This is a genomic window from Pedobacter caeni (assembly GCF_900129215.1).
Lineage (GTDB): Bacteria > Bacteroidota > Bacteroidia > Sphingobacteriales > Sphingobacteriaceae > Pedobacter > Pedobacter caeni.
Map to the genome: position 1 here is coordinate 624,469 of NZ_FQUQ01000003.1, position 25,932 is coordinate 650,400.

At 40.8% G+C, this 25,932-nt stretch carries 21 protein-coding genes; 10 read left to right on the forward strand and 11 right to left on the reverse strand.

Going from position 1 to position 25,932, the window contains the following annotated elements:
• Positions 1–6: 6 nt before the first annotated feature.
• From BUC20_RS17385 to BUC20_RS17420, 9 genes are all read right to left on the reverse strand, one after another.
• Positions 7–1,146: a TlpA disulfide reductase family protein gene (locus BUC20_RS17385; protein ID WP_073232328.1), complete on the reverse strand. Its 1,140-nt coding sequence runs from the start codon at positions 1,144–1,146 to the stop codon at positions 7–9.
• Between the two features lie 154 nt (positions 1,147–1,300).
• Positions 1,301–2,752, reverse strand: a complete 1,452-nt coding sequence (locus tag BUC20_RS17390) for a RagB/SusD family nutrient uptake outer membrane protein (protein WP_073232329.1) — start codon at positions 2,750–2,752, stop codon at positions 1,301–1,303.
• Positions 2,753–2,772: 20 nt separating this feature from the next.
• Positions 2,773–6,411, reverse strand: coding sequence for a SusC/RagA family TonB-linked outer membrane protein (locus BUC20_RS17395; RefSeq protein ID WP_159441120.1), 3,639 nt, complete (start codon positions 6,409–6,411; stop codon positions 2,773–2,775).
• A gap of 259 nt (positions 6,412–6,670) precedes the next feature.
• Positions 6,671–7,858, reverse strand: a complete 1,188-nt coding sequence (locus BUC20_RS17400) for a FecR family protein (protein WP_073232331.1) — start codon at positions 7,856–7,858, stop codon at positions 6,671–6,673.
• Between the two features lie 51 nt (positions 7,859–7,909).
• A complete protein-coding gene (locus BUC20_RS17405; protein WP_073232332.1) occupies positions 7,910–8,503 on the reverse strand; it encodes an RNA polymerase sigma factor in 594 nt (197 codons plus the stop codon).
• A 77-nt stretch (positions 8,504–8,580) separates the two neighbouring features.
• Entirely contained in the window at positions 8,581–8,970 is a 390-nt protein-coding gene (locus BUC20_RS17410; RefSeq protein ID WP_073232333.1) for a hypothetical protein, read from the reverse strand.
• Positions 8,971–9,021: 51 nt separating this feature from the next.
• Positions 9,022–9,174, reverse strand: coding sequence for a hypothetical protein (locus tag BUC20_RS33925; RefSeq protein WP_159441121.1), 153 nt, complete (start codon positions 9,172–9,174; stop codon positions 9,022–9,024).
• Positions 9,175–9,273: 99 nt separating this feature from the next.
• Positions 9,274–10,047, reverse strand: a complete 774-nt coding sequence (locus BUC20_RS17415) for a LytR/AlgR family response regulator transcription factor (RefSeq protein WP_073232334.1) — start codon at positions 10,045–10,047, stop codon at positions 9,274–9,276.
• Between the two features lie 2 nt (positions 10,048–10,049).
• On the reverse strand, positions 10,050–11,156 hold the full coding sequence (locus BUC20_RS17420; RefSeq protein WP_073232335.1) for a sensor histidine kinase: 1,107 nt from the start codon (positions 11,154–11,156) through the stop codon (positions 10,050–10,052).
• A 518-nt stretch (positions 11,157–11,674) separates the two neighbouring features.
• On the opposite strand from BUC20_RS17420, the gene BUC20_RS17425 reads away from it, so the two are divergent.
• A complete protein-coding gene (locus tag BUC20_RS17425; RefSeq protein WP_073232336.1) occupies positions 11,675–14,842 on the forward strand; it encodes a lantibiotic dehydratase in 3,168 nt (1,055 codons plus the stop codon).
• Here BUC20_RS17425 and BUC20_RS17430 read toward each other — a convergent pair.
• On the reverse strand, positions 14,839–15,270 hold the full coding sequence (locus tag BUC20_RS17430) for a hypothetical protein (protein ID WP_073232337.1): 432 nt from the start codon (positions 15,268–15,270) through the stop codon (positions 14,839–14,841). The genes BUC20_RS17425 and BUC20_RS17430 overlap by 4 nt on opposite strands.
• Before the next feature lie 198 nt (positions 15,271–15,468).
• Here BUC20_RS17430 and sucD point away from each other — a divergent pair, with 198 nt between their 5' ends.
• The 9 genes from sucD (at position 15,469) to fabG (ending at position 25,059) form a co-directional block, all read left to right on the forward strand.
• Positions 15,469–16,341, forward strand: a complete 873-nt coding sequence (gene sucD / locus BUC20_RS17435) for a succinate--CoA ligase subunit alpha (RefSeq protein WP_073232338.1) — start codon at positions 15,469–15,471, stop codon at positions 16,339–16,341.
• Between the two features lie 143 nt (positions 16,342–16,484).
• The gene (locus BUC20_RS17440) at positions 16,485–16,964 is read left to right on the forward strand and encodes a methionine-R-sulfoxide reductase (RefSeq protein WP_200800977.1); all 480 of its coding nucleotides are present in this window, start codon (positions 16,485–16,487) and stop codon (positions 16,962–16,964) included.
• A 109-nt stretch (positions 16,965–17,073) separates the two neighbouring features.
• Entirely contained in the window at positions 17,074–17,472 is a 399-nt protein-coding gene (locus tag BUC20_RS17445; RefSeq protein ID WP_073232340.1) for a septal ring lytic transglycosylase RlpA family protein, read from the forward strand.
• Between the two features lie 385 nt (positions 17,473–17,857).
• Positions 17,858–18,832, forward strand: coding sequence for a ribonucleoside-diphosphate reductase small subunit (locus tag BUC20_RS17450; protein ID WP_069382420.1), 975 nt, complete (start codon positions 17,858–17,860; stop codon positions 18,830–18,832).
• Positions 18,833–18,905: 73 nt separating this feature from the next.
• Positions 18,906–21,284 (forward strand): ribonucleoside-diphosphate reductase subunit alpha, encoded by a 2,379-nt coding sequence (locus BUC20_RS17455; RefSeq protein ID WP_073232341.1) that lies wholly within the window; start codon positions 18,906–18,908, stop codon positions 21,282–21,284.
• Between the two features lie 815 nt (positions 21,285–22,099).
• Complete coding sequence (locus tag BUC20_RS17460) at positions 22,100–22,303, forward strand: cysteine-rich CWC family protein (protein ID WP_073232342.1); 204 nt, start codon at positions 22,100–22,102, stop codon at positions 22,301–22,303.
• A 45-nt stretch (positions 22,304–22,348) separates the two neighbouring features.
• Positions 22,349–23,224, forward strand: a complete 876-nt coding sequence (locus BUC20_RS17465; RefSeq protein WP_073232343.1) for a carbon-nitrogen hydrolase — start codon at positions 22,349–22,351, stop codon at positions 23,222–23,224.
• On the forward strand, positions 23,208–24,260 hold the full coding sequence (locus BUC20_RS17470; RefSeq protein WP_073232344.1) for an agmatine deiminase family protein: 1,053 nt from the start codon (positions 23,208–23,210) through the stop codon (positions 24,258–24,260). The genes BUC20_RS17465 and BUC20_RS17470 overlap by 17 nt, the downstream gene beginning before the upstream one ends.
• Before the next feature lie 55 nt (positions 24,261–24,315).
• On the forward strand, positions 24,316–25,059 hold the full coding sequence (gene fabG / locus BUC20_RS17475; RefSeq protein ID WP_073232345.1) for a 3-oxoacyl-[acyl-carrier-protein] reductase: 744 nt from the start codon (positions 24,316–24,318) through the stop codon (positions 25,057–25,059).
• Positions 25,060–25,143: 84 nt separating this feature from the next.
• Here fabG and BUC20_RS17480 read toward each other — a convergent pair whose 3' ends face one another.
• Positions 25,144–25,842: a L,D-transpeptidase family protein gene (locus BUC20_RS17480; RefSeq protein WP_234994537.1), complete on the reverse strand. Its 699-nt coding sequence runs from the start codon at positions 25,840–25,842 to the stop codon at positions 25,144–25,146.
• Positions 25,843–25,932: the final 90 nt, after the last annotated feature.

Sequence of the window (25,932 nt, forward strand, 5' to 3'; positions counted from 1 at the left end):
TTTATGTTATTTCATCAATTCTGTTAATTTTCCATCGATATCAGTTCCATCTCCGGTATAACGGGCCAGGATCTTTCCATCTTTGTCCAGGAGGATTTTAGTTGGGAAAGCACTGATTCCATATAGCTTCACAATGTCCTGCTGATCTGCACCTTCATTGTTTAGCAATTGTACCCATGGGAGATCGTCTTCTTCGATCGCTTTTAACCAACTCTTTTTTTGTGCTGCGAGAGAAGACCCGTTTTCATAAGCAATCCCTAAGATTTCAAAGCCTTTATCCTTATATTGTTGATAAAGTTTCTTTAAATGTGGATGACTGGCCCGGCATGGGCCACACCAGCTTCCCCAGAAATCCAATAACACGTATTTTCCTTTGTATTTCTGAAGGTCTATACTTTTCCCTTCTTTGTCGGTCTTAATAAAACTGATGGCTTGCTGACCAGGTTTGGTCGCTTTTAATCCGCTAATCTTGTCTGCGATTACTTTTCCATATGCGGTTTGCCGGATATTTTTGTCCAGCTTCAGGTACATCGGCTCCAGGATTTCTAAGGGGGTAGAGACGAGGTAGGCCTGCATGATATAGGGAGTAATCCATGCTTTCGGATGTGCAGCAATGAATTGCTTTCTGATCTGGTCTTTTTGTTCATCTGCAACCTTAATGCTGTCGGAATACTTTTTCATTAACAAAGTATCTTTCGCTTTTTTAGCCTGGCGGTAAAGCTGATCTAAACGTGCTGAAACTAAATCAGGCTTTTCAGACAACTGTTTGTATTTGTTAAAAGGGGCATTATAAAAATCATCACTCAGCTTCGCCAGGTCAAGATTTTTAGCATCTCCGCTGATCTGAATCCGGGTGGGAGAGAGGATCAATTGCTGCATATTCATGTTTTTTGACTTTACTTTGGTAAAAAAGTAGGCCAGTGTGGGTTCGGCTATAGTTCCTTTTAGGGTAAAAACTCCATCTACCGCGGCAACAGAATCGATGTGCATGCCATTTGCACTGTTTTTGTCTGGATAACCAAGTAGAACCTTTGCATTGCCCTGGTTTTCTATTTTGCCTGTAATGACGTATTCTTTGTTTTTTTGCGCCCAAAGTGCGGCGGTAAACAACAGGCCCAGCAGGCCTGTGAGGATTATTTTCTTCATCTGTTAAGATTGGGTTTAGATTTATATACTTAGGACGAATGAACCAGATAAAAGGCCCCCTTAAATACGGAGGAAAAGAAAGAGCCCTCCCGGATGTGTAAATTGAACAGCACCTTAGAAGGCTTCTTTGCTTAATATATAGGGTTGATATGATTTAAGGATTATCGGGCATTCCAGGGTTGGCATTCAGGATCTTTGCAGGAAAGCGAAGCACAAATCGCTCCGGTCTCAATGGAAAAGTACCTACTATTTCTCCTGTTTCTGACAATGCCTGATGCGAATAAGCTGTTCCTGTAAAAATAGGGTCTACAGACAACCTGCGCATATCAAACCAGCGGTGCCCTTGCAGCGCAAATTCCCTGATCCGTTCTTCGATAATGAACTTAATCATGGCGGTCTGATCGGTAATGTTCAGGATTGCGTCCGCCGTCGGCATCCTGTTTTTCAGGAAAGCTTCCAGGATTGTTTTTGCCGCTGTTATATCGGATGTGCGGGCTTTCAGCTCTGCTCTGATGAGGTACATGTCGGGCATACTCATTCCCAATTGCACCAATACAGGGCCTATTCTTCTTCTGACACCTGTTGCCTTAATTTGAGCACCACCGTAGTAATTACTGCTCAGCAGTTTTAAGCGCTGGTCTTTTGCTCCGTACAGACCAACAGCCTGAGGATTCAGCAACAGGTCATTTGCAAGGAAGGAATAGTTGTTTGTCAGCTGTTTAGGGAAGAGCACTTCCAGGTTGTCGGTTACTGTGGCGGGGCCCAACAAAAAGCCGTAAGGGCTGGTTGCAGGATTGTATCCCCATGGTCCATTGACGGCCAGTGTGAGGTTATAGTCGTACAGTTCTACTTTATATGCAGTTGGAAGATGGGAAAACGCATTGTCCATCTGGACAAGTCCTTCCTGGTATTTCCCTATAAATAAATAGACCTTTGCTAAGAGTGCTTCTGCTCCGGACTTCGACATCCGTGTTCTGTTGCCGGCTGAAACGGGCAGTGAAGGGATTGCAGTCTGAAGGTCATTAATGATGAAATCGTAGACTTCTTTTACAGATGCCCTTTCGAATTTGTTCAGGGTGACATCAGAAGCAGTAACGATCGGGAATCCGGGATCTGTAGCTGCTGTTGCTTCCAGGTATGGTTTTCCATAATAACTGATCAGCATAAAGTAAATCCAGGCCCTGTTGGTTAGCGCTTCTGCTTTTAAAGCCAGTTTTTGTTCCTCTGTTCCTCCCTGAGCATTCATCACCTCATTAATGACAATGTTGTAGGTGTACAGCTGTTTCATTAAGACTCTGATTTCAGATCCGTCTTCGTTAGGTTCATAAATCACATCCTCATATTGAAAGGCTCTTTTGGATTTCAGGGTCAGCATGTTCTTAAAATAAGGCTCGGTAGAAACGAGTTCATCACCCAGAAATAATTGGACATCAATGTCGTTGGCATTGAAAAAAGGGCTGTTCAACAACAGGTTGTAATCCGTGGTGTTCTTTGCGGTCAACTTGCCTTTTGGCTCTACTTCAAGAAAGCTTTTCTTGCAGGAATATAACCCTGTAGGTAGTAACAATAGCAGGATGGCATATATTTTTATCGTTGGTGTTTTCATTTTATAAATTTTAAGAGATGTTAAAAACTGATATGTGCACCTAAAGTAATGCTGTACTGATTGAAAGGTGCCGTTCTTATCCCTCCGGCAACGGATCCTCCCAGGGCATTTTGAAATTCCGGATCAATTCCATATTTGTTTGCTTTCCACAACATTACATTTGATAATTGTGCCCTGAAACTAATGGCATCTACCTTTAGCTTAGCCATTAAATGCTTGGGTAAGCTGTAAGCCAGGGTTAAATCACGAAGTTTGAGGTAAGACGCATCAAGTACATTCACATCAGCCATGGTGTAGTAAGTGACATCTCTTGCGGCTAAACTTGCTGATCCGGCTGTGATATATGTTGGAATATTGGTAAATGCTTCATCTCCTGGTTTTTTCCATCGGTTAACAAATTCTGAATTGACATTCCCGCCAAATTCTGAGTCTGAAAAAAGTGCTCTTCCGGCATATAAAGAATTGACATCTCTCCGCATCACATGACCGAGGTTAAATACAGTGTTTATCGTTAATGAAAAGGCTTGGTAACCGATGGTATTGCTTAGTCCTCCGCTCCACTTAGGCTGAAAGCTCCCCATGTATTTCACATCTTCGGGCCTGGCAGCATTCAGTGCTTTGGTAATGGTTCCATCATTCAGTTTAATCTGTGGATTTCCGGCATTGTCCAGCCCTGCATATTCATAGGCAAATACCGAAAAGGCGGAATAACCCTCCAGGTAAGGTTTGTTGATTTTATCACTCCCAAGCACAATCGGACTTGAAAGGTTTAAACGTGTAATTTTATTTTTGTTAAAACTCAGGGTCAGTAAAGTGTTCCATTTAAAATCACCCTTAACCAGGTTTACCGAAGAAAGGTTCAGGTCAAGCCCGGTGTTACTCATGTCGCCGGCATTACCGGTAATGCTTGGGAATCCGGTGAAAGGATTCAGGTCCATAAAGCCGATCAGATTTTCTGTTTTTTTCTTATAAAAATCTATGGTTCCCTTTAAACGGTAATTGAGCAAGCTGAAGTCCAGGCCAAGATTCAGGTTTTTTGTGGTTTCCCAGGTTAAGGTTCTGTTGGCAGGGGTAGAGAGGCTGAGTCCCACACCGCCCGGGTAAAATGGGTTGGTGACCGATGACAGGATATCCTTTGATGCTGCGGTTCCCGGATTAGGAGTATTCCCTGTAATCCCATAGCTGCTGCGGATAACAAGTGCATTTAACCAGGTAAGTTCAGTGATGAAGTCCTCTTTTCCCATTTGCCAGGCCAGGCCGGTACTCCATACTGGTTTATTCTGTGCTGATTTATCCTTCCCAAAGAGATTTGATTCATCTATTCTTGCACCAGCGTTGACGGTATATTTTCCCGCATAGGTGTAACCTCCGTTGGCGTAATAAGAGCTGAACCGCGCATCGGATTCGCTTTCACTGTATAAATCGTTGGTTAGGATGCTGTTCCCCAAACCGCTGGGCATGACCGGGTTTGACAGTCCTTTTAACGCAAGGGTGGCATAGTCGATCAGTGCATAAGACAATAATTGGCCGTTATAACCTCTTACGGTCGTTTTGATCTGATTTGAAAATTGTTTTTGTGCTTCCTGGCCAAGCAAGAAAGTAATCTGGTGTGTTTTTTCTTTCCAGGAACGGTCATAGACCAGTTGATTCCTAAAAGTCCAATCCTGATTTAGGGCATTGGTCAGCGAATTTCTGCCTCCCGATTCTGGTAAGTAATAGCTGGGTTTACCATTGGCGGTAGCTGCTGCGACGGTAAAGGAACTGAGCTCTGAACGTACATTGTAATTGTCCTGCTCGAGAAAACTGACCGTTTTACTTTGGGCTCTGCTGATGCCAAAGACGCCTTCGTACCTTAATCCATTGAATAACCTGGCGCTGAGGCCGGTGGTTATTCTCCCTCTGAAAAGGTTGTTTTTCGTGCTGCCGGTATTGATCTCGTCCATTGGGTTATACTTCAGACTGATCAGACTTTTGTTTTCATAAGTTGTTCTCAGTTCATCTATGCGATATAACCAAGACATGTCTGCATTACTGCCATCCGCATTCTGAAACATGGCATATGGCAAAAAACGGGCATCCGGACTAACCATATTTTTAGAGCTGCTCAGGTTATTTCGCAGGTCAGTAATGAGGTACATCTTTATCCGGTCATTGAATTTGAAGTCCTGACGTAAGTTGAGGCTATAATCGTCATTTTTAGCCCCCTGAGTATTGCTCTGTGTTTTTGTGTAGGCACCAGAACCATAAAAACTGTACCTGCTGCCTCCGCCAGATAGGGAGAGGCTATGGTTCATTAGTGCAGAATTGCGATACCAGAGTTCTTTGATTTGTGTTAAATTAGATTGAGCTGCAAGTGCGTTGAGCTGTTCATTTGCCTGATCCGAATTAATTAATCCTCGGGATTGGTTATAAAGAATCAGTTCATGTGGTGACACCGGCGCTTTTCCATTACCTACCATAGGTTTTGTGACTGTTGTCCAGGGATTTAGAACAGGATCGAAGATTTCTCTGGCACTTTGGATGAAGTCCTGACTATTCATCATATTCAGATAATCAAGGTCAGGCTTTCCCTGAAAATTGATGAAGCCATCATAATTGATTTTTAGTTCTCCATTGCCGGAACCTTTCTTTGTCACAATGACAATCACTCCATTAGCGGCTCTTGAGCCCCAGATAGAAGCAGAGGTGGCGTCTTTCAATACGGTAATGTCTTCTACATCATTGGGATTTATGGTGTTGATGTCTGTTACCGGAACACCGTTGACTACAAACAGGGGATCCCGGTTGGTGAAATCACTAATTGTGGTGAGTCCTCTGATCATCACGGAGGAGCTTCTCTTTCCGTTGATAAGATTTCCGGTAGGGCTTGTGGAATTGTTAATAACTAATCCTGGAATGAGTCCGTCCAGACGCTGAATTACACTCATTGAGCCAGAACGGTTTTTTAAGATATCCATATCCGGCTTGGCAATGGCTCCGGCACTTCTCTCCCTGGCAATAGACTGATATCCGGTGTTTACCATTACCGCTACTTCCTGTAGATTTCCTGCATCCGGAATCATTTTAATGACGCCAATTTCTTTTGCAACTTTCACTGGTTGAGTCTTGTAGCCTAGGAATGAAATAAGCAGGATGGCTTTCTCATCTACGTTTTTAATGAAAAATTCTCCGTTTTTATCGCTGATTGCAGCAGCATTTCGTCCTTTTAAAGTGAGGGAATAGTCACCAGTTTTTTTGTCATTGTCGCCCTCACTTATGACGATACTTATGGTGGCACCCACGAGTGGCCTCCCCATCTCATCTGTGATTCTACCCTTCACATCGATTGTGGAAAAGTATGTGGATAACCTGTCTATAAGTGATTTTTCTTTTTTATTCAGAACTACGGTATTTTGCACAATTTTATAGGTGAAAGGCAGGTCTTTAAAACAAGCCGTCAGGGTTTCCTCTAGGGTTGCATTCCTGATATTGATGCTGAGGTTACGTGCTTTAAGGTCTTCTGCATTGTAAAAAAACAGGTATCCACTCTGCTTTTTAATAGATTGGAGTACCTCTTTCAAGGGGGTGTTTTTCTCCGACAGGTTTATTCTTTGTCCATAACCTGCAGCACTGGCCTGCATCAGGGTTATAAAGACCATAAAGGTAATCAGTTTCATCATCAGCAATATTTTGGATGATCCCCAATTTTGGGGCATAGCGGTAGTAATCGCATTAATTTTCATTAGTTTTGCGTTAGTTTGAGTTCATACTGAAATGGTTATAGCAATTGTTTTTGCGTTTTACTCAGGCTTTGCCGGAAAGTGCTTCGACCCATTTTCCGGCTTCGTGATTTTTAAAACGCGATGGTGCTCATGGCTTTCGTAGTCGTCTTTTCATCTTTGGTTGGTTTGGTGGTTTAGGTTCTGTTAATTTTTGTGCTTATTTGGTCGATGCGATGATTCTGGATAGTGCTTTATTGTTGTCATTACCTTCAATTCTGAACCTGACTTTAAAGCTGCTTAAGATTTCAAGAAATTCAGAAGCCTTTATGTTCCTGGAGATTTCTCCGGTAAATTTCTGCTGAGGCATTTCTCCTTCAAAAAATACCGGAACATCATACCATCTTGAAAATTCGAGCATAATTGTTCTCAGGTCGGCATCGTTGAAGCTGAAGAGGTTCCTTTTCCAGGCCATGACACTTTCTGTATTGACTTCAGAAATGGTGATTTTCTGTGCCTTAAGCTGGGCCTGTTGCCCTGGATCCAGTATTTTTTGAACAGTAGGATGGGCTAAGCCAGTTATGCTGACACGGCCTTCAATCAGGGTTGTGCTTGTTTTATGGTATTCAGGATAGGTGTTAATGTTAAAATGAGTACCCAGAACTTTGACTTCCTGTTGGTCTGAACTCACCATAAATGGCTGGTTTTTACGCTTGCTGACTTCAAAGTAAGCTTCACCGGTTAAGGTTACCCTTCTTTCCTTTGTGGCGAACTGAACAGGATACTTTAGAGAGGAAGCTGCATTTAACCAGACTTTGGTTCCATCGGGTAAAATGAGTTGATATAGCCCTCCTTTAGGGGTTGATATCGTATTATACAAGAGTTGACTCCGCTTATTGGAAAGAGAATTATGTTTTGTCTTATAGCTGATTTGTCCATCTTCAGATTTTTCCAATATTACCCCCTCCTCTGAGGTAAACAGGCCTTTTTTTAGATCTTCCAGATCGATTTTAGATCCATTGGCTAAAGTAAGTACTGCCTGATGCTTTCCAGGCTGCAGGTCGATGCCATTAACACGGGTGACCTGGTGTTGTATCGCTTCTGGTTTGGTATAGAAAAAGACGCACACTGCTATCATCGCTACTATTGCGGCAATCGCGTACCAAAGTTTGCTTCCTGGTTTCCTGTCCAGTTTGTCCAGTCTGTATTCCAGCCCGTTGATAAATTCAGGAGATGGGTGTTCCCGGAACTGATCTGGTTTCTCGTATTGGAGATAAAGTGTCATTGCATCTTCTATTTCGTCGATAGCAGCGGTTTTTGCCCATCTGATAAAGGCTTCATGTTCAATTTCGCTATGCTCATTATTGGCATACTTTTGTAGAAAGATGGGTAATTGGATTTTGTCCATATCAAGTATGACGAATAGGAATTATAAAAAGCCCCCTGCAGATGAAATAATTTAAGATAGGGCTTCGAGTAGCATAATCAGTATTCCGGCAGAGATTCCGCCATGCTTGTGCATGTATTCCCTGACAAAAGTGATGGCAGCATAAAGTTGTTTTTTGACTACCGATTTGGAAATCCCCAGCTCCTGAGCAATCTCATCAAGTGAAAGTTCCTGCTGTGTACGCATTAAGAATATTTTTCTTCTTTTTTCTGTCAGGTGTTGAATGGCCTCCATGGAGAGGGCAATATAATCTTTGTGGTTGATCTGGTTTGATGTGCTGTCTTCGAGGGGTTCTGTTTCCGGACTGACTATCCTGATCACCTTATTTTGAGTTTGTAGTCTTCTCAGGTGATCCAGTAATAAGTTTTTGGTAACCCGGTACAGGTAAGGTTTAAGATTTTTGACTTCGGGAAGTGCCGTTCTGTTTTCCCAGATTTTAACAAAGGCGTCCTGAACAACTTCTTCGGTTTCCTCTTTGGATTTAAGGAATAAAAAAACGTGGCGGTAAAGCGGCTTAAAATAGAAGGTGTATAAGCGGGCATAAGCCGCTCTATCTCCACGTGCACAGCGTTGTTTGATATCTTCTTCATCTAGCCCTTCTAGCATTTTCTTCTATAAAATTGTCCCCTAAAGGGTCAATAATAGAAAAAATTACAGGACTATCCAATAAATAATTTTTTGGTTTATGCGATCTTGCTCACAGATTGAAGCTGCGTCATGACGTCATGAATGGCTTCTTCAAAAATCTTATAGGTGAAAGGCTTGTTTAATAATTGAAGGTAGTTGATCCCCAATGTATTTACATATTTTTCGTTATGGGCGGTAGTAATGATGATCTTGCCATATTGATTGATCTCATTATCAATTTTGGTATAAATTGGTAATGGACTATTGATCAGATCAAGGAAAACAATATCAACTTTTTCGTGGGGTTCAGCCAAGACCTCGGTTACAGAAGGTGCAGACCATTTGATCTCTATTAGCCCCAATCTTAGAATATACTTTTCTAATAGCGAGTAGGCCAGAGCTTCATCTTCTATAATTCCGCAGGTATAATATTTTGTCCCCTCCATTAATTACTTAATCTTTTGTCTATGTCAGTTCTTGTAGTCTGTTGTATGACTTTAGATGGTTACCTGGCTAGTCTGTGTTTCCCAGCAAAGTCTGGTAGTTGTAAGATGTGAACCCTCTTCAGTTTTGATGGTACGTGAAGTCAGGTTGGAAACAGTTTCTTTTTTTAAGCTTAAAATTTTAGTGGTTTTGTTTAATTTTTTCATGATCTTTTGTTCTAAGGTGTAACCAAATAAACGAAAGGATATATTAAACGGAGATTTATTTCGACGAATTGATTTCTGCTTTCGACTAATCGACGAATGTTAGAGTGCTCCTCCGTCAAGCAACTCTTTAATCACTTCTTTGTAGCGGGTACCGATCGGCACTTCTCTGTTAATAGTAAGTTCTATTGTATTTCCTTTGATGGCTTTTACCGAGAGCTTTCTCACTATAAAAGATCGGTTTACCCTCAGGAACTCAGTGCTGGGAAGGAGCTGTTCAATCCTGGTCATGGTCATGTGGGTAATGAGCATTTTGGAGGTAGTATGAATTTTTAAATAATCTTTCATGCCTTCTACAAAATGAATTTCATCAATAGACACATTCACATATTTCTTGTTTTCTTTAAAAAGAATTTGCCGGTTTTTAAGTTGTGCTTCATTTGATGTCGCTTTTTCCGGGTCATTGATCTGTACTTCCGGAACCTGGGATTGAGTACTGAAATTCCCATAAGCGAGCTTCTCTCTCACCTTATTGATGGCTTTAACAAACCTGTCGAAGGTAATGGGTTTTAAAATAAAGTCCAATACATCAAGATCATATGCATCAATAGCATATTCAGGATATGCAGTTGTTAACACAATAATCGGTTTATAAGTGCTAAATGTTCTGATAAACTCAATTCCTGTCATTTCAGGCATGTTTACATCAAGGAAGATCAGATTTGGGCGCAGTGTGGATACCAGATCCAGTGCTTCAATGGCATTTCCACATTTGGCTAAAAGATTTAACGAAGGGATACGATTTACGTATTTTTCGATTAGTTCTTGTCCCAGATGTTCATCGTCAATAATAATACATGAAATGCTGTTTTCCATTTTTACCAGATTTTTAAAAGGAGGTTGTAAGTTAGTTCATCTTCCGTAATTTCCAAGAGGTGACGTTCAGGATACAGAATATTCAGCCTTCTTTTTGTATTGGAAAAGCCAATTCCACCGACACTTTTTGGACCGTTTTTTAACGGTTTCAGATTACTGATCTGGAAGCAAAATTTATTCTCAGGCTCAATTGTCGCATTAATTCTGATCCAGGAATCTTTCGCAATCTTATCTACTCCATGTTTAAAAGCATTTTCTACAAAATTGATCAATAGCAATGGAGGGATTCTGAAGTCCTGCATATCTGTAAAATCCATCTCTATTATTAGCCTCTTACTATGCCTGATGTTTTGAATGTCTATATAACTCTTAATAAAATTTAATTCTTTATTGACTTCAACTTCGGAGGTGTTGGAATCATAAAGGGCATAACGCATCATGTTGGATAAGGAAAAAACAATTGATGCGGCCACCTCATCCTTATCCTCTATCAGAGAATAGACACTGTTTAGTGTATTAAATAAAAAATGAGGGTTGATTTGTGACCTTAAAAAGTTAAGCTCCAGTTCCAGATTGTCTTTTTCAAGCTTTAGTTTGTCAAGCTTTGATTGGAAAGCTACTCTGAAAATTTTAATCATTAACGGGGGAAATATGCCCAATCCCAACTGTTCGAAGTGAAAATACAAGACATCCTTGTCTCTAATGAATGTCCAGATCCCCGAATGAGAAATATTCTTTACAAAGAATCTGAAATAACTAGGCATACTCGGGTCCTGATTGATATAATTGTACACCAGGTAGACTGTGGTGCCGTATGAAAAGAGTGTAAGTGCAAGAATAATGATGATATAAACAGCGATTTTCAGATTGGAGGTTTTTAAACGCAAAACTGCGGAAATGCTATAAAAACAGCATATAATGGTTAAGTATTTTTGAAGTCCAATCAAATAGAATGCTTTCTCATGCCCATCTCCGGTGACCCATTGTGCCTGGAACAGGAACCACTGATAAATACATATCCAAAAAATGAGATGTGCAATAATGGTGACCGTCTTGTTTTTGTTTGTTCCAAGAAGAATTGCGGTAATTTGGCTAATGATATTTGACATCTGGAATATTTTGACAACAGGGGCATATAATTGCTTTCTAAGGTAAATTTTTAGCCATTCAATTCCAAATTCGGTAGTTTTTAATGGGAATATCGACCTTTTTCAGGATTATTTCTCAGGAAAAGTAAATCGTTTTTTCGACAAATATCAGTCTTTCTTAGACGAATGAAGGTTTATTTGCCGGAATCATCATTCAATTTATTGGTCGATACCATTTAGCAAAACGTCTAAAAAGTGGTGACATTCATCTAAATAATTTCTCCCTCGTTTCTTTTTGCTGCTACTTTGTTTCGAAATGAAAATGAAAACACTACCCAAAACATATTAATTAAGACATCTACCATCCCTGAGCTGCAAAAAACAAGTATGACGGACATTGGAACTTCAGAATTGAAATCATGCTTGTTAAATGCGGCATTTCTTAAGGGAATAAAATATAAATTAAGCGATGCATCGCAGTGTAAGTCCCCGATTCTTTGTATTTTAACCAAATAAAAAGAATAAAATAATATTATTGTATGCAGGGCACGCTTTCTTTAGCACACGCAGATTATTACCTCTTGAGACGACCGTTACTACCAGTCAATGTCTTTTTTGACATCAATGAACTGGTGTATAGAAGTAACGAAGTGTTTGAACAGACACTTTTGGATACCTACAAAGATAATCCGGTACTGATGGAAGCTATTTACACAGCCTCTCCTGAACTGTATTATGAGTTTTGTAAAGTGATCAATGGAGAAGCGGAAGCGGGTCCCAGATTAATTTTGACGCTTTATAAGTATTTATCCAGAATGAGTACCCGCTGTACGCCTTATGGTTTATTTGCGGGCTGTTCTACGGGGATGGTGAATGATCAGACCCTGATTTCTTATCAGGATGTGGTTCTTAGGAAGGAGTCGCGGCTGGACATGAATTATGTAAATGAGCTGATTAATCATTTGCAGCTGATTCCTGAACTGAAGAGAAAGTTAGCTTATAGTATAAATACAAGTTTATATTCTGTGTCTGAATTCTACCGCTACATCGCTTACAAAATAGAAGATAAAAAAAGACATTATACGTTGGCATCCGTGCGAAAGAATGAATTTCTGGATTTGCTGATCCAGGCTGCGGATAAAGAGCTGAGCTATGAACAATTGCTGGATTTGCTTTTAGTTGCAGCAAAGACAGTAGAAAAGGAGGAGGTAGAGGCGTTTCTGGATGAGCTGATAGAAAGTCAGATTCTGATCAGTGAGCTGGAACCAACTATAACAGGGGGGATATACATGGATACCCTGGTGGAAAAACTTGCTGCTAAAGTTGCTCCGGGGATTCTTGATTACCTAACGAAAATCAACTTTTTGTTAAAAGAAGGTGGGATTAGTGCATTTGAGCAGGTTCATGAGATTATAAATGATTGTTTTGGTGCGTGCCAGTCAAAAGACCTGATCCAGACGGATCTGTTTTTTGAACATAAAAAAAATCAACTGAATGCTGAAACAGCAGCTCAAATCACTTCCCAGCTTTCGGAATTGTACCGTTTGTCTACCAGAGGGAAAGCCAAAACACTGGACGAGTTTAAGCGAAGATTTAATGAGCGGTTCGAGGGACGTGAAATCCCCTTGTTACAGGCGCTGGATGGAGAGTCTGGAATTGGGTATGGCAGTCTTGGAAATTCGGATCATCTGCCATTGCTTGAAGGGATCGTTACAGGGGTAAAAAAAATGCCAAAAGTAATCACCTGGACGGCAGCCACAGTCATGGTGAATAAGGTTTTTAAAAGAGCGATGGAAAGCACAACGGGTGTCGGGGAGCTCTTTGCAGCTGACCTGGAGGAATTAGAAACACAGGAAGAATTGGAGGAGCATGTTCCTGCCAGCTCATTTGCCTTTGGTTCTATTGTAGCTTCCTCGGCAGAAGAGTTGGATGCCGGCAATTATCTCTTTTCGCTGAGTACCTGTTCCGGACCATCAGCCGCCAATATATTGGCCCGGTTCTGTCATGGGGATCAGGTATTGTATAAAAAGATACAGGAAACGCTTGCGCAAGATGAACAGGATGATGAAAATAAAGTTTATGCAGAGCTAGTTCATTTGCCGGAGTCAAGGATCGGAAATATCCTGATCAGACCTGAATTCAGGAACTATGAAATTCCCTTCTTAGGACGGTCTGTTAAACCGCTGAAAGATCAGATCAGAATTCAGGACATCATGGTTTCTGTAAGGGAAGGAAAAGTGATATTGAGATCTGTACGATTAAATAAAATTGTGATCCCAAGGTTATCAACAGCTCATAATTATACAGGCGGTTTACCTGTTTACCGTTTTCTTTGCGACCTGCAGCAGGATGACCTTTACCATAGTATTTACTGGGATTGGGATAACCTGAGTGATGCTCCATTCCTTCCCCGGGTGGTCTATAAAAACATCATCATTTCAAAGGCTTCCTGGGTGATCAAAAAATTTGCTTTTAATGATTTAAGTGGAAAAATAGAGGAAGATATCTCCTCTCTGAGTACCCATTTGGAGAAACTGAAAATACCAAGATATGTTTGTATCACAGAACATGACAATGAACTTTTAATTGATACGCATAATTATTTAGGAAGGACACTGGTTTACCAGCAAATAAATAAAAAGGGGGCGGTTAAACTGACGGAATTTCTTTACGAACCGGAAAACTGTTTTATTAAAGAAGGGGAAAAAGGAATTGCGCATGAAATTCTGCTGCCACTTTCCAATAAAAGGGGCGGGCTTAAATACCCTGAAACGAACATCTCAATTCCTTCAAAAGTTCAACGGACTTTTATCCCCGGCAGCGAATGGACTTATTTTAAAGTATATGGAGGAACCAAAACCACTGAAAGGGCACTGGTAGAAAAGATCCGGCCTTATCTCAAGTTATTAATTGATCAGGAATTGATTAAAGAATGGTTCTTCATCAGGTATACCGACCCGCATCATCATATCCGTTTGCGGCTTAAAACGAATCCTGCAAGAATAAATGAAGCTGGACAGGTCATTTCCGGCTTTTATGAATTGTTTAAGATTGATCTGGAGGAAGATGGGTTGTATAGAATTCAGCTGGACACTTATGTGAGAGAACTGGAGCGATATGGAGCTCAGAATATTGAAAATTCTGAAGCTTTGTTTTACCACGATAGTGTGGCGATCACAGAAATTTTAAATATGATAGAGGGAGATGTAGGGGAGAGGTACAGGTGGCTTTTGGCTGCAAGAGGACTGGACGAGCTTATGAACGATTTCGGCCTGAAACTGGAAGAGAAAATCAATTTTTTTGACAAAATATCGGAGTACTTTTTTAAGGAACATAATGGCGACAAAAAAATGGCTGTGGCCTTGAACGAACAATTCAGAACGCATAGTAAATCCATCCGGAGCTTTCTGGATCCGGCGCAGGATATAGAGAATGAGATTGAAGAAGCTACGGCTGAATTCGCTAAAAGAACTGAGGCTACAAAAGAACTTATTGAAGCGATACTGGCTCTGCATCGCGGCAATCTTTTAGCCGATGCAGCAGGTTTTAATCTGCTTTCCAGTTATATACATATGTTTATGAATCGTTTTTTTCCTTCAGAGGCCAGGTTGCATGAATTAACACTGTACACGTTGATGAAGAAGTATTATTTGTCTCAGCAAGGGATTCAAAGAAGGAAAATGATGAGCTTGAACTTGTCTACTTAATCTTCATCTACGATCACCATTACTGTTTTGTCTAATTTGATGGTGTGGACTACTTTTGTTTTTTCGCTATAGACCACTACTCTGGTTTCATCCAGGTATTGAATCAAACGGTATGGTGCGGATATTTGTACATATCTCCATTGGGTATAGAATTGTTCTGAAAGTACTTTTTCTTGTGGCAAGTAGGTCATGACCACCTCAATATCTGTGATCTTATCGATAAAAAAGTATTCATTTGTTTTTAGCACCTGCTGTGTTGCGGCATTGCTGTTAAATTCCTTAATAGCGATCTCTCTTAACGCACCGGATGACTGGCTTGGATTTTTATTGATCACATCGACGATCAGGTTGTTGACTTCGTTTTTAGTGGCCAGAAATTTTCCGTTTCCTGTTTTGGTGATTTTAAAAAAGATTTTAAGCGGCTTCATTTTATGTGTTTTAATTCTTGCAAAGAAAGTAGTATTTGTCTTTCGATGCGAAAATAATTGCTTAAATCTGGTCGATATCGGCCTGAACATGGATTGGTTGTGCTTTAAAAAGAAATAAAATTCGATTGTAATAAAAATGGTAATGCATTTGACAATCAATTTCAATTAGCTTAGATTTGCACAAAAAAAAATAGATACATGAGTGTTTTAGTAAATAAGGATTCAAAAGTTATTGTTCAGGGTTTTACTGGAAATGAGGGTACTTATCATGCCTCTCAAATGATAGATTACGGAACTAACGTTGTTGGTGGTGTAACGCCAGGCAAAGGTGGCCAGACTCATTTAGACAGGCCCGTATTTAATACGGTAAAAGATGCGGTTGATAAAGCCGGTGCCAATGTATCTATCATTTTCGTTCCTCCGGCTTTTGCTGCAGATGCCATTATGGAAGCTGCTGAAGCAGGAATCAAAGTTATCGTTTGTATTACTGAGGGTATCCCTACAAAGGATATGATTCAGGTAAAAGAATATATTTCTGACAGGGATTGCCGTTTAATCGGTCCTAACTGCCCGGGTATCATTACTGCTGATGAGGCTAAAATTGGCATCATGCCAGGTTTCATCTTCAAAAAAGGTACAGTTGGTGTGGTGTCTAAATCAGGTACTTTAACTTACGAAGCCGTTGATCAGGTGGTTAAAGCAGGTTTAGGAATTACTACAGCTATCGGTATCGGTGGTGATCCAATCATTGGAACAACTACTAAAGAAGCGGTTGAATTGTTGATGAATGATCCTGAAACTGAAGGTATCATCATGATCGGTGAAATCGGTGGTGGTATGGAAGCTGAAGCTGCGCTTTGGATCAAAGAACATGGTACTAAACCGGTTGTAGGATTCATCGCTGGTCAGACTGCGCCTCCGGGACGTAGAATGGGCCATGCTGGTGCGATCGTTGGTGGTGCTGATGATACTGCAGCTGCAAAAATGAAAATTATGGCTGAGTGTGGCATCCGTGTAGTAGAAAGCCCTGCTGAAATCGGTGACGCAATGGCTGAACTGTTGAAGAAATAAGAAGATCTTCTTGTATAAATCAAAAGCTCTGGTGAATTTTCATCGGAGCTTTTTTTATGGGATAAGGATGACCAAATTATGGCCGTATGATAAAACTATAAAAAGACTTTAGCCGTATATTGTATAAAATAGAGGAGATGCATATGAAGACCCTGATCAACAAAACATTTATACTGGCAGGTTTGTTTATTTTAACCAGCCTGACGGCTTGCGCCCAGAAAGAGAAAAAAGAAGATTCAAAAAAAACAACCAGGAATATGGAGTGGAATAAATTAACCAAGGAAGAAGAGGATGTAATCGTACGTAAGGGTACAGAATATCCGGGCACAGGAAAACTGTTGAATAACAAAGAAAAGGGCACCTATATCTGTAGACGTTGCAACGCGCCATTGTACCGTTCTGAATCCAAATTTGAGTCGGAATGTGGGTGGCCAAGTTTTGACGATGAGATCAAAGGAGCCGTGGAGAGAATAGCTGATGCAGATGGTATGCGTACCGAGATTGTATGTGCAAATTGCAAGGCTCACCTGGGGCATGTATTTATTGGGGAAGGCTTCACCGCTAAAAACACAAGGAACTGTGTGAACTCCATCTCCATGAGTTTTGTGCCCGATAAGAAATAGTTTGTTTAATAATGATATTGCTATGATGCCCGATGATAACTTGTCGGGCATTTCTTGTTTATCCGGGGGGACTTTGCTTATGTTTGTCCTTTCACCAACAATTATAAATATGAAGTATTGTTTATTTTTATGTTTTATGTTGTCTTTCGCGGGCATCTCCGCCCGGGAAAATTTCAGGAAGCAAGAGACAGAAGCAGACTCCACTGTTCGTACAAAAACAGGATATGCTACTTATTATGCCCGGAAATTTGAAGGACGCAAAACAAGTAGTGGGGTGAGGTACCGTGCAAACAAAATGACTGCTGCACATTTGTCATTACCTTTCGGAACTATCGTAAAAGTAACCAACCTGTCAAACGGCAAATCGGTCGATGTAAAGGTGAACGACCGTGGTCCCCATAGTAAAAAATACATCATTGATCTTTCCTCAGGCGCAGCGAAAAAACTGGGCTTCTACAGGATGGGACATTCAAAGGTAGAGATCAGCTACCAGCTTCACAGAGAGTAGCTTTTTTAACTTTAAAGCGGCTATAGTCAGTTTCCCTATATTTATTAACATTGCAGCCAAAGCACTGGAATTGAAAAAAAGAAATAAATACCAATTTTCAAGGTAACTGGTATGTCAAATTCTGTTCAGCGTGTTGATAAATATGACCGCTTGTTAACAACTTATGTACACGAATCAGGGTCTCAGACTTTATATTTGTTATTACAAAGTTCTTTAATAAATCACATCCAGATTTTTAGTTAAAGGTTTAATATTTAGTTGCTTAAGGCTGTTATAAGATTCGATTTCTTTTCATCTTTTTAAAACTAAGTACGGATTGCACGGCTGCTGGAATTTTTAAAGGCTTTTTAATTATCCTATACATTTACCTTATAAAAAGATGCTTATGCAAGAAGAAGAAGTATTATTAAAAGAAAACAAAGATCGTTTTGTTCTTTTGCCGATTAAATATCCTGAAATCTGGGAAATGTATAAGAAGAGTGAAGCAAGTTTCTGGACCGCAGAGGAAATCGACCTTTCAGATGATCAGAAACATTGGGACAATCTTAATGATGGTGAAAGACACTTTATTTCTCATATTTTAGCTTTCTTCTCTGCCAGTGACGGAATTGTAAATGAAAACCTTGCTGTGAACTTTATGAGTGAAGTTCAGCTTCCTGAAGCACGTTGCTTCTATGGTTTTCAAATCATGATGGAGAATATCCACTCTGAAACTTATGCCTTACTGATTGATACCTATATCAAAGATCCTGATGAAAAAGACAGGTTATTTCATGCCATAGAAACGGTTCCTTGTGTAAAAAGGAAAGCAGAATGGGCATTGCGCTGGATTGACAACGGAAACTTTGCAGAGCGTTTAGTGGCTTTTGCTGCGGTAGAAGGAATCTTCTTCAGCGGTAGTTTCTGCTCCATCTTCTGGTTAAAGAAACGTGGTTTAATGCCGGGTCTGACCTTCAGCAATGAGCTCATCTCAAGAGATGAGGGCTCACACTGTGAGTTTGCCTGTCTGTTGTATGGTATGCTTAAGAATAAACTGAGTGAAGAACAGGTTCATGGCATCATCCGTGATGCAGTTGAAATCGAAAAAGAATTCGTGACGGATGCACTGCCGGTAGCACTGATCGGAATGAATGCAAAACTGATGTCTCAGTACATTGAGTTTGTGGCCGACAGGTGGTTACAGGAATTGGGCTACACCAAAATATATAATGCGACCAATCCGTTTGATTTTATGGAGATGATCTCTCTTCAGGGAAAAACCAACTTCTTTGAGAAAAGAGTAGGTGACTACCAGAAGAGCGGCGTGCTGACTTCAACAGAAGATAAAGCTGCAGCCTTCTCTTTAGATGACGACTTTTAAATAATTAGAAATTTGGTGCCGATGCCGGTTTGCTCATCACAAAGCGATATGCACCTTTAAATACCTGAAAAATATGTTTGTAATAAAAAGAGATGGCCGTAAAGAAGCGGTAAGATTCGATAAGATCACTGCTCGTATCGAAAAGTTATGTTATGGCTTTAATGTCGAGCTGGTTGATCCGATCGATGTGGCCAAAAAGGTGATCGAAGGTCTGTATGATGGGGTGACTACCTCAGAACTCGACAATCTTGCCGCAGAAACTGCAGCTTCTTTGACCACAAAGCATCCTGATTATGCTTTGCTGGCATCCCGCATTGCGGTTTCCAATTTGCACAAAAACACGACAAAATCGTTCTCAAAAACGATGGAAATGCTGTATCTGTATGTAGACTCTAAAACGGATAAAAATGCTTCATTGATTGCTGATGATGTATGGGAAGTGATTAAAGAGAATGCGGATATCCTTGACAGTACCATCATTTACGACAGAGATTTTGGTTTTGATTACTTCGGTTTCAAAACACTGGAGAAATCATACCTGTTGAAAATTGAAGGACAGATTGTAGAACGTCCCCAGCATTTGTTCATGAGGGTTTCTGTGGGTATCCACAAAGGTGATATCGACAGCGTGATCAAAACTTACAACCTGATGAGTGAGCGTTGGTTTACACATGCTACACCAACCTTGTTTAATGCAGCTACACCAAAACCTCAAATGTCTTCCTGTTTCTTATTGACCATGCAGGATGACAGTATTGAAGGAATTTATGACACGTTAAAACAAACGGCCAAGATCTCACAAAGTGCTGGTGGTATCGGATTAAGCATCCATAATATCCGTGCTACAGGTTCTTATATTGGTGGTACTAATGGAACAAGTAACGGTATCGTTCCAATGTTAAAAGTATTCAATGATACTGCACGTTATGTAGATCAGGGTGGAGGTAAACGTAAAGGTGCCTTTGCAATTTACCTAGAGCCTTGGCATGCGGATGTATTCAGTTTCCTTGACTTGCGTAAAAACCACGGTAAAGAAGAACTTCGTGCACGTGATTTATTCTATGCCCTTTGGGTTTGTGACTTGTTTATGAAACGTGTGGAAGAAAATGCAGACTGGAGTTTATTCTGTCCACATGAAGCACCGGGATTAGCAGATTGCTTCGGTAAAGAATTCGAAGATTTATACGAGCGTTACGAAAAAGAAGGAAGAGCCCGTAAAACGATCAAAGCTCAGGAATTATGGTTCGCCATCCTGGACTCACAGATTGAGACTGGTACGCCTTATTTGTTGTATAAAGATGCGGCCAACAGCAAATCAAATCAGCAAAACCTGGGAACGATCAAAAGTTCCAACCTTTGTACGGAGATCATTGAGTATACCTCTAAGGATGAAGTTGCAGTATGTAACTTAGCTTCACTGGCTTTGCCAAGATACGTGATCAATGGTGAGTTCGATCACCAAAGACTATATGATGTGACTTATCAGGCGACTTTAAACCTGAATAAAATCATCGATTATAACTATTACCCTGTTGAAGAGGCTAAAAACTCTAACATGCGTCACAGACCAATTGGTTTGGGTGTACAGGGATTGGCGGATGCTTTTATCTTAATGCGTTTACCTTTCGAAAGTGAAGGTGCACGTGAACTGAATAAAGAGATCTTCGAAACGATCTATTTTGCAGCAATGACTGCTTCGCATGACCTTGCGGTAGTGAATGGTCCTTACCAAACGTTTAAAGGATCTCCTTTATCGAAAGGTAAATTCCAGTTTGACCTTTGGGATGTGAAACCAAGCAGTGGTCGTTGGGATTGGGAAGACCTGCGTAAAAAAGTGGTAAAAGACGGAGTATATAACTCGCTTTTAGTTGCGCCGATGCCAACTGCCTCTACTTCACAGATTTTAGGTAATAATGAATGCTTTGAGCCATATACTTCTAACATCTATACCAGAAGGGTATTGAGCGGAGAGTTTATCGTGGTGAACAAACACCTGCTGAAAGATCTTGTTGCTTTAGGGTTATGGACTCCTGCAATGAAAGACAGAATCATTTTAGCGAACGGTTCTATCCAGGACATTGCTGAGATCCCTGATTATATCAAAGAATTGTACAAAACAGTTTGGGAAATTAAAATGCGTAGCATTATTGATATGGCTGCCGACAGAGGTGCTTATATCTGCCAGTCGCAATCCCTGAATTTGTTTATCAATGCGCCGAATACTTCGAAACTAACTTCAATGCATTTTTATGCATGGAAAAAAGGATTGAAAACAGGTATGTATTACTTACGTACACAAGCGGCTTCTCAGGCAGTTAAATTTACTGTAGAGAACCAGGCTGGTAAAAACATGGAGCCGGTAATTCCGGAGCATATCGAGCAGGTAGTGGAAGAAATCACTGACGGACCGGTTTGTTCAATGGAAGAAGGCTGTATCAGCTGCTCAGGTTAATTCCTTCTAACATCAATATATAAGGGGTAAGATTTCATCTTGCCCCTTTTTTGTATCTGAGTTATCCACATTTATAAAAGCAGTTGTGAACAGCTTGTAAACAGGTTGTGTCTGCTTTTTACACCTATAAAGGCTCTTTATCCACTCTTCTCTACGCTTTTTAAGCAGTTTCCAACAGGTTACTAACCCGTTCCCCACAGTGTAATTGGGGTTTTCCACAGAGTTATCCACATATCATATGGAGGGTGCGATTTGTTTATTCACATGTTTTCCACCTGAAAGTAGCAGTTACCCACAGCTGGTAAAAGTTGCTCACAGATTCCCCACAGACTGAAGGTGGGTTATCCACTGCTTACAAACATACTACTCACAGCTTGTTCACAGGTTCTGAACAGGTTACCCACAGAGTTATCAACATTGGTTTTGTCTGTAAATAAGTTGTTTATGGCTTTTATCCACTTTTTTTTGAGATAATCCACAGGCATGTATCTTCCGGAAAAATAGGTCCAAATCTTAAAATTATTGACTAAAATGGAAATGTGGATTAAAGGGCGTTAATTTCGGGTGTTGTTTTCAGGATTAAAACGGAGGAGAAATTAAGGGCTAAAAACAGGCCAATAGAATAGCCTTTGTGATTATCCACAGCAATTCTGACTTACCCACAGCTTATAAACAGGTTACAAACAGCTTGCTCACAAGTTGCAAACAGGTTCCCCACAGAGTTATCCACATGCTTTATGCTTGAAAATAAATGCTTTGTCATATTTATTAACGCTTATCCACCTTATTTCCGGATCTTGTATCTTTGTAAAACAATGGCCAAACACGAAATCATTCCCTGCGAGCGTTGCGGTACACCAATAGAGTGTAAGGCCAACTCCTACACCAAATGTCAGTGCAGTGTGGTTCAGCTCAATCTTAACGAAGTACAGTATATCAGTGAGCTTTATGATGGCTGTCTGTGTGCAAAATGCTTGTTTGAGCTGCAAGAGGAGTATAAGGAGATGGTAGCCTCCTGAAAAGAAATTATTTTCTGCTAACTTTGTCTCACAAAATTTCATAGAATGGCTAAAGTACAGGTTGGATTGGTGCAGATGAGTTGCACCGGTAATAAACAAGAGAATTTAGATAAAGCGATCGTTAAGATCAGAGAGATCGCTGCTATGGGTGCACAGGTCGTGTGCTTGCAGGAACTATTTACTTCATTGTATTTCTGCGATGAAGAGAATTATGAGAACTTTAAACTGGCAGAAGCTATTCCCGGCCCATCAACCGATGTGTTGTCGAAAGTTGCTGCTGAACTGAATGTTGTCATTGTTGCTTCTTTATTTGAGAAAAGAGCAGAAGGCCTATACCATAATACCACAGCTGTGTTGGATGCTGATGGAGCTTACCTGGGTAAATATCGTAAGATGCACATCCCGGATGATCCTGGTTTTTATGAGAAGTTCTATTTCACCCCTGGTGATTTGGGCTATAAAGTATTTAAAACCAAATTTGCTAAAATAGGTGTGCTGATCTGCTGGGATCAGTGGTACCCGGAAGCAGCACGTTTGACTGCTTTGATGGGAGCTGACTTCCTGGTTTACCCAACTGCTATTGGCTGGGCAACGACTCAGGATGAAGCGACTAATGTGGAACAATATAACGCATGGCAAACCATTCAGCGTTCTCATGCTATCGCAAACGGTGTTCCGGTAGTGAGCATCAACAGGGTAGGTGAAGAAGCAGGAGTAGCTTTCTGGGGAGGATCATTTGTATCTAATCCTTTTGGAACAATATTGTATCAGGCAGACCATAGTAAAGAGGAATTAAAAGTAGTAGAACTGGACCTGTCAAAATCCGACAGCTACAGGACGCACTGGCCGTTTTTACGCGACAGACGTATCGACAGTTATTCACAAATCACCAAAAGATATATAGATGACGAATCTATTTAATGATAGCCCCAAAAAAGCAGGATACCGTTTTCCTGCGGAATGGGTAAAACACGAAGCAACATGGTTAAGCTGGCCGCATAAGGAAGAATCCTGGCCGGGGAAAATAGAAACCATTTATACGCCATATTGCCAGTTTATCAAAATTGTAGCAGAGGGCGAAAAAGTAAGAATCAATGTTAATGACGAAGAAACCAAAGCTTTTGCCATTTCCGAGCTGGAAAAGGTGGGTGCGGATCTGAGTCAGGTTGAGTTTTACCTGAACCCAACCAATGATGCCTGGTGCAGGGATCATGGACCTGCGTTTTTATTGAATGAGGCACAGGATCAGAAAGCAGTGGTAGACTGGGGTTACAATGCCTGGGGCGGGAAATATCCGCCATTTGATCTGGATGATGTGATCCCTACTAAAATTGCAAAACATTTTAACCATCCTCTGTACCTTCCTGAAATTGTGATGGAAGGTGGATCTGTTGAATTTAACGGAGCAGGAACCATCCTGACCACTACCGCTTGTTTGTTAAACAAGAACAGAAATCCACACCTGACAAAGGAACAGATCGAACAATATTTGCTGGAGTTTTACGGCGCCGAGCAAGTGCTTTGGCTGGGAGACGGGATTGTTGGAGATGATACAGACGGACATATCGACGATATTACCCGTTTTGTAAACGAGGATACCGTTTTAACTGTAGTGGAGAGTAATCCGCTGGATGAGAATTATATCCTCTTACAGGAGAACTTAGCGGCCTTGAAAGAGATGCGCTTGTTAAATGGCAAGCCATTGAACATTATCAAGCTTCCTATGCCTTCACCGGTGATCCATGAGGATACCCGCTTACCGGCTTCTTATGCTAATTTCTATATTGCCAATACATCCGTTATTGTGCCTACATTCAGGGATGTGAATGATGAGAAAGCACTGAAGATCATTCAGGACGTGTTCCCGGATAGAAAGGTGGTGGGGATTGACTCTACGGATATCATCTGGGGACTGGGCAGCTTCCACTGTCTGAGTCAGCAGGAGCCAGCTATTTAGGCAATACAAACAACAGAACAGAAACAAAATATTTTCATAACCAAACATATTTACGATGAAATTACTAGAAGGGAAAACAGCATTAATCACCGGTGCTTCTAAAGGAATAGGCCGCAAGATTGCGGAGAAATTTGCGGAGCAGGGTGCAAACGTTGCTTTTACTTACCTGTCCTCGGTAGAAAAAGGCCAGGCATTGGAGCAGGAGCTGCAAAGCTTCGGTACTCAGGTTAAAGGATACCGTTCGGATGCTTCTAAATTTGATGAGGCAGAACAACTAATCAATGATATTGTGGCTGATTTTGGCGCTTTAGATATTGTAGTGAACAATGCAGGAATCACTAAAGATGGTTTGTTGATGCGCATGAGCGAGGAGAACTGGGACGAGGTGATCAATGTGAACCTTAAATCTGTATTTAACGTCTCTAAAGCTGCTTCTAAAGTAATGATGAAAGCACGTAAAGGGTCGATCATTAATATGAGTTCTGTAGTAGGTGTTCAGGGAAATGCCGGTCAGGCGAACTATGCGGCTTCAAAAGCAGGAATTATCGGTTTCTCTAAATCTTTAGCTAAAGAACTGGGATCCCGTAATATCCGTACCAATGTGGTTGCTCCAGGATTTATTCGTACTGAAATGACTGATGTACTGGATCCTAAAGTAGTTAAAGGCTGGGAAGAAGGCATCCCGTTGAAAAGAGCAGGAGAACCTGAAGATGTGGCAAATGTATGCGTGTTTTTAGCTTCAGACATGAGTGCTTATGTAACCGGACAGGTATTGTCTGTTTGCGGAGGAATGTTGTAGTCAGATAGGATAGATGAACCCTGATAAGGGATCTTAAATAAATAAAAAAAGCGCAGATTCTGCGCTTTTTTTATTTGCCGTATACTATTTGAAGGTATATTTTCCTTCTTTTACTAAGGTCTGGGGTATTGTTTTGTGTTGTTCAAAAAGATGGTAAGCGGGCTGTAGGCTGGTCCAGAAAGCTTTTTGCTGAGGGAATTTAGCGACAAACTTATCCAGGTTCTCTTTGTTCATTTTAAATGGAAAGATATGAACCGGGATTTTGGTTTGTCCGCTGTTTTGCGCTTCCACGGCTAATACATAAACCTCTTTAATTTTCTCGTCTGTAAGTGGAATACAGCCCACGGTCACACAATTTCCATGGATGTAGATGTCTCCACCGGTACGTTTAGTCCCACTTCTTTTTTTATCCACTGCATTGGGATAGTTTACACCCAGGGAAAGGTGGAAATTGCTCATAGGATTGAATACATTAATATAGTATATGCCCTCAGGCGTTTGGTAATCCCCTTCCTGTACTTTAGGTCCCAGTGTGCCGGAATGTGCACAAAACTTATAGGTTTTAAACAGGCGGTATTCTTTATCTTTTATCTTTTTTGCCCATAATTCCAGCAGTCCTTCCGTTTTGTAGGCGGCCAGGTACAATTGAAAGGGGCCATCAAATTTCGCAGTTTTCAACTGGTTCTGTAAATTCACCCAACTGTCGTCGTACGCATCCCTCACCCTTGGGAAAGTAAGCTGTTGCTTTTTAAACGCTAATTGTGCACTTGCAGAACTGGTCATAATGAAAAAAAGTATTACCTGAAATAAGGTTTTTTTGTAGTTTGTTTCAGAGCGTATCATGGTTTAAAAATTAGGCGACGTTTTATGAAA

Coding starts and splice junctions, on each gene's coding strand:
- BUC20_RS17465 (WP_073232343.1), top strand. CDS start 22,349: ATGGCTAAAGTACAGGTTGGATTGGTGCAGATGAGTTGCACCGGTAAT.
- BUC20_RS17430 (WP_073232337.1), bottom strand. CDS start 15,270: ATGAAGCCGCTTAAAATCTTTTTTAAAATCACCAAAACAGGAAACGGA.
- sucD (WP_073232338.1), top strand. CDS start 15,469: ATGAGTGTTTTAGTAAATAAGGATTCAAAAGTTATTGTTCAGGGTTTT.
- BUC20_RS17415 (WP_073232334.1), bottom strand. CDS start 10,047: ATGGAAAACAGCATTTCATGTATTATTATTGACGATGAACATCTGGGA.
- BUC20_RS17395 (WP_159441120.1), bottom strand. CDS start 6,411: ATGATGAAACTGATTACCTTTATGGTCTTTATAACCCTGATGCAGGCC.
- BUC20_RS17450 (WP_069382420.1), top strand. CDS start 17,858: ATGCAAGAAGAAGAAGTATTATTAAAAGAAAACAAAGATCGTTTTGTT.
- BUC20_RS17455 (WP_073232341.1), top strand. CDS start 18,906: ATGTTTGTAATAAAAAGAGATGGCCGTAAAGAAGCGGTAAGATTCGAT.
- BUC20_RS17445 (WP_073232340.1), top strand. CDS start 17,074: ATGAAGTATTGTTTATTTTTATGTTTTATGTTGTCTTTCGCGGGCATC.
- BUC20_RS17440 (WP_200800977.1), top strand. CDS start 16,485: ATGAAGACCCTGATCAACAAAACATTTATACTGGCAGGTTTGTTTATT.
- BUC20_RS33925 (WP_159441121.1), bottom strand. CDS start 9,174: ATGAAAAAATTAAACAAAACCACTAAAATTTTAAGCTTAAAAAAAGAA.
- BUC20_RS17385 (WP_073232328.1), bottom strand. CDS start 1,146: ATGAAGAAAATAATCCTCACAGGCCTGCTGGGCCTGTTGTTTACCGCC.
- BUC20_RS17390 (WP_073232329.1), bottom strand. CDS start 2,752: ATGAAAACACCAACGATAAAAATATATGCCATCCTGCTATTGTTACTA.
- BUC20_RS17460 (WP_073232342.1), top strand. CDS start 22,100: ATGGCCAAACACGAAATCATTCCCTGCGAGCGTTGCGGTACACCAATA.
- BUC20_RS17410 (WP_073232333.1), bottom strand. CDS start 8,970: ATGGAGGGGACAAAATATTATACCTGCGGAATTATAGAAGATGAAGCT.
- BUC20_RS17480 (WP_234994537.1), bottom strand. CDS start 25,842: ATGACCAGTTCTGCAAGTGCACAATTAGCGTTTAAAAAGCAACAGCTT.
- BUC20_RS17470 (WP_073232344.1), top strand. CDS start 23,208: ATGACGAATCTATTTAATGATAGCCCCAAAAAAGCAGGATACCGTTTT.
- fabG (WP_073232345.1), top strand. CDS start 24,316: ATGAAATTACTAGAAGGGAAAACAGCATTAATCACCGGTGCTTCTAAA.
- BUC20_RS17405 (WP_073232332.1), bottom strand. CDS start 8,503: ATGCTAGAAGGGCTAGATGAAGAAGATATCAAACAACGCTGTGCACGT.
- BUC20_RS17420 (WP_073232335.1), bottom strand. CDS start 11,156: ATGTCAAATATCATTAGCCAAATTACCGCAATTCTTCTTGGAACAAAC.
- BUC20_RS17400 (WP_073232331.1), bottom strand. CDS start 7,858: ATGGACAAAATCCAATTACCCATCTTTCTACAAAAGTATGCCAATAAT.
- BUC20_RS17425 (WP_073232336.1), top strand. CDS start 11,675: ATGCAGGGCACGCTTTCTTTAGCACACGCAGATTATTACCTCTTGAGA.